The 3,928-nt window shown below is 68.4% G+C and carries 2 protein-coding genes and 1 pseudogene; 2 read left to right on the forward strand and 1 reads right to left on the reverse strand.

Annotated elements, in window-relative coordinates:
- Positions 1-375: pseudogene (locus Q1V87_RS07615) on the forward strand (MMPL family transporter); the annotation flags it as partial.
- Positions 372-2,456: a YhgE/Pip domain-containing protein gene (locus Q1V87_RS07620; protein ID WP_300591555.1), complete on the forward strand. Its 2,085-nt coding sequence runs from the start codon at positions 372-374 to the stop codon at positions 2,454-2,456. The pseudogene Q1V87_RS07615 and the gene Q1V87_RS07620, both read left to right, overlap by 4 nt.
- A 251-nt stretch (positions 2,457-2,707) precedes the next feature.
- On the opposite strand, the gene ccsB is transcribed toward Q1V87_RS07620, so the two are convergent.
- Positions 2,708-3,772 (reverse strand): c-type cytochrome biogenesis protein CcsB, encoded by a 1,065-nt coding sequence (gene ccsB / locus Q1V87_RS07625; RefSeq protein WP_300591556.1) that lies wholly within the window; start codon positions 3,770-3,772, stop codon positions 2,708-2,710.
- Positions 3,773-3,928: the final 156 nt, after the last annotated feature.

A 3,928-nucleotide genomic window follows, 5' to 3' on the forward strand; every position in this document is an offset into this window, starting at 1 on the left:
CACCTGCTTCCCGAACGTGCTGCCTGGGTGCGCTCGCACGTGGCAGTCGCGCTCCTCGCGGACGCGGACGATCCTCTCACCGAGCTCGCGCACGCACTTCGCGGATCGGCGCGGATCGTCGTGATCGACGGCGTCGACCGACTAGAGGGTGGTGCCATCCGGGACCAGGGGGCAGCGCTCCTGCGCGATGCTGCGCTTGTTCGCCGCGAACGCGCCGGCGATGCGTCCTCCCCCTTCACGATCCTGGCCTCAGCCCAGCACGAGGGTGCAGCCCTGGGTCTGATGGCTGAAGCCCATCGCCGCGATCTGCGCTCGATCACCGTGTCAGCAAGGACCGATTCGACAGTTCCCGCATCTGCGGAGGAGCACTCATGAGCATTCCCCTTGAACGAGCCCGCAGCCGGCGGCCGATCACCTGGCTGACGATTCTCGGCGTCATCCTGCTACCCGCGCTCATCGGCGGCATCCTCGTGATCGCCCTGTACAACCCCACGTCGCGACTCGATGCGATGAACGCCGCGATCGTGAACGATGACCAACCTGTCACGATCGAGGGACAGTACGTTCCGCTGGGTCGTCAGCTCTCGGCCGGGCTGGTCGAGGGCTCGGGTGACGCCGACAGCAACCTGACCTGGACCATCTCCAACGACGAGGATGCCGCGGCAGGCCTTGCCGACGGCACGTACGCTGCGATCGTCACGATTCCCGAGAACTTCTCCGCCGCGGCGACCTCGACGCGACCCGGCGAGATCCCTGAGCAGGCGACCATCGAGGTGACGACGCCACCCGACAGCCTCATCGTCGATGACGCCATCACCGCCCAGATCACCTCGACCGCGGCATCCTTGACCGGGCAGGCGATCTCGACCCAGTACCTCGAGAACGTCTTCCTGGGGTTCACAACCCTCGGCGACCAACTCGGCGAGGCAGCCGACGGTGCCGACCAGCTCGCCGACGGCGCTCAGCAGTCGGCTGACGGGTCCGCGGAGCTCGCGAGCGGGCTGCAGCAACTCTCCTCGGGCGCCGGTCAACTCTCGTCGGCTGCGCATGGCATCGCCGACGGCGCGAACCAGCTCGCCGGCGGCCAGGCCGCCTGGGCAGCAGGGGCCAACGAGGCCTCCGCGGGGCTGAACCAACTCTCCGGCGGAGCTAACGCCCTGGTCGCGCCCAGCCAGCAGATCGCGGGGGGCTTGCGGCAGTTCGCCGACCAGGTGCAGGGCATCAGCGTGCCACAGTCCGTGATCGATGCCGCGCAGGAGGTCGCCGACAACAGCACTCAGCTGAAGGATGATGCCGCTGCCCGGGCCGCGCAGCTTCAGCAGATCGCGTCGGATTGCTATGCGCAGAGCCTGCCCGCAAACGTGTGCGATACCCTCCAGCAGGTCGCCGACGACGCTACGGCGGCGCTGCCGACCATCGACAACATCCTCGACAACTCGCAGCAGATCGCGACGGGACTCGCGCAGATCAACGAGCTCCCTGCTCAGGTCACGGCCCTTGCCGACGGAGCGACGCAGCTATCGGCGGGTATCGCTGGGGTAGCCAGTGGTGTCGAGCAGTCCGCAGCGGGTGTCGGCAGCCTGGCAGGCAGCGCGTCGACGATCTCTTCGCAGACGTCCACTCTCGCAGCGGGAGTGTCGCAGTGGGCGGACGGGACTGACGCATGGGCGAGCGGCGCCGCCCGCTCGGCCACCGGCGCAACGACTCTGAGCGACGGGTTGACACAGCTCGCCGATGGCACGAGATCCCTCGCGGATGGCCTGCACACCGCGGTCGAGCAGCTCCCGTCGTATACGGATGCTCAGGCCGCGAGCCTGGCGGAAATTGTGGCTGACCCCGTCGCGGCAGAAGGCGTCGGATCCGACCTGTTCGGCGCTTCGGCGATTCCGCTCTTGACCGCGCTCGCCCTGTGGTTCGGCGCACTCGGATCGTTCGTCGTGCTGCGTGCGTTCCCCGCTCGCACGCTCGCCTCCCGGTCACCGTCGGTCCTGCTCGCTCTGCGTTCCCTGGCCCCGGCTGCGGCGATCGGCGCCGTGCAGGGTCTGCTCGTGGTGGGGATCGTGCAGATCTCTGCGGGCTATGACTGGGGCGACTGGTCGATTTTCGCCGGGGTCAGCATCCTGGTCGGTGTCGCCTTCGCGGCCGTGAACCAGGCCCTCGTTGCGGTCTTCGCCGGGGCGGGACGCTGGATCGCGGCACTTGTCGGCGTCCTCGCGGTTGCGACGGGGATCGTGTCCACAGTTCCTGGGGTGCTGACGGCCGTAGACGCGGTCATGCCGGTATCGCCCGCCTACAACGCGATGCTCGGCGCACTGACCGGTTCGGGCGGCGTGAGCGCGGGGATCGCGGGTCTCGTGATCTGGGGCGGCCTCGCCTTCGCGGCCACCATCCTGGCGGTCGCCACAAAACGCACCACAACAGCCCGCGCCATCCTCGCCACCCCCGCCACAAGCTAGCCGCCCCGGCTGCACATCCCTTTCGGTCGCGTCCTCGCGCGGGTCTCACCCCCCAGCCCCCACGTCAAGGCGCGACCGAAGGATGACGCGCCGTTTGCGCGCCGCAGCATCCGTCGCGCCCGTCGCACCCGTACCGAGCAGTTCAGTCGCGCCTTGGCGTGGGTATGGGTGCCTGAAGCCCACAGGAAGGCGCGACCGAAAGGCGGGGCCAGACGCAGAACCGGCCCGGATGCTGCGAGCCGGCCAAAGCCTCAGCTGAGGCCGCTGTAGGCGTGGAGACCCTTGAAGAACATGTTCACGATCGTGAAGTTGAAGATCACGGCGGTGAACCCGACGATCGACAGCCACGCCGAGCGTGAGCCGCGCCAGCCGCGCGTCGCGCGGGCGTGGATGTAGCCGGCGTAGAGGACCCAGATCACGAAGGTCCAGACTTCCTTCGTGTCAAAGCCCCAGTAGCGGCCCCAGGCGTCGTTGGCCCAGATCGATCCCGCGATAAGGGTGAAGGTCCAGAAGACGAAGCCCATGATCGCAAAGCGGTAGGCCAGCGATTCGAGTGCTTCCGAGCCGGGAAGGGTCCGTAGGAAGCCGGGGCCCCTGCGCACCGTCGCGCCGGTGCCGACGGCGGCGATCGCTCGCTGCTCGCGGCGCGCCTGCATGAGCTGCAGCACCGACAGGCCGAACGCGATCGCGAACAGTGCGGTTGCCAGCGACGCGACGAACACGTGGATGACGAGCCACACGCTCTTGAGCGGATCGGCCAGCGGCACGACCTCGACATAGAACGTGAACGGCAGCGATGCGCCGCCGAGCATGAGCACGACCATGCCCGTGATGAGCGATCCGAGGAAACGGAGGTCGTAGCGGAAGAGCACCCCGAGGTAGACGGCGACGATCAGCATCGTTCCCGTGAGCGCGAACTCATACATGTTCGACCACGGCACGTGGCCGGCGACGATGCCGCGGGTGATGACGCCGCCGAGGTGGAACAGGAAGGCGAGCCACGTCAGGCTCGTTCCGATGCGCGCCCACAGCAGGCGCGTGCGGCGCCCGGGCGCGGCGTTGAGGTTCTCCTCGGCCGCCCGCCCTTCGGCGCGAAGCTCCTCGACAGCGGATGCCGCATCCGCTGCGCCGTCCACGGATGCCGCGCCGGCACCCACCGAGACGAGCTCGCGCTGGCCGGAGCGCTCGACGGCTACCGCCGAACGGCGGGACAGGTCAACGACGTACGCGATGAACGCGAGCGCATAGATCGAGATGGCGGTCCACACGAGGAGGAATGAGACCGACTCGAGAGACAGCGCTGAATCGACGGGCATGGTGCCAGTTTACGTGCGCTCGTCCGGGCTACGCCCCGCGAGCGCTGCACCGTGGTCCCGGGCGAATCGCTCGACCGTGGCATCCAACGTCGGGTCCTCGCCGCGCGCGAGCCCCGCGTACTCGAGGCGCACGTTAGAACCCTGCACAGTCGCCTT

It is taken from the genome of Microbacterium sp., from assembly GCF_030149085.1.
Taxonomy (GTDB): domain Bacteria; phylum Actinomycetota; class Actinomycetes; order Actinomycetales; family Microbacteriaceae; genus Microbacterium.

Coding starts and splice junctions, on each gene's coding strand:
- Q1V87_RS07620 (WP_300591555.1), top strand. CDS start 372: ATGAGCATTCCCCTTGAACGAGCCCGCAGCCGGCGGCCGATCACCTGG.
- ccsB (WP_300591556.1), bottom strand. CDS start 3,772: ATGCCCGTCGATTCAGCGCTGTCTCTCGAGTCGGTCTCATTCCTCCTC.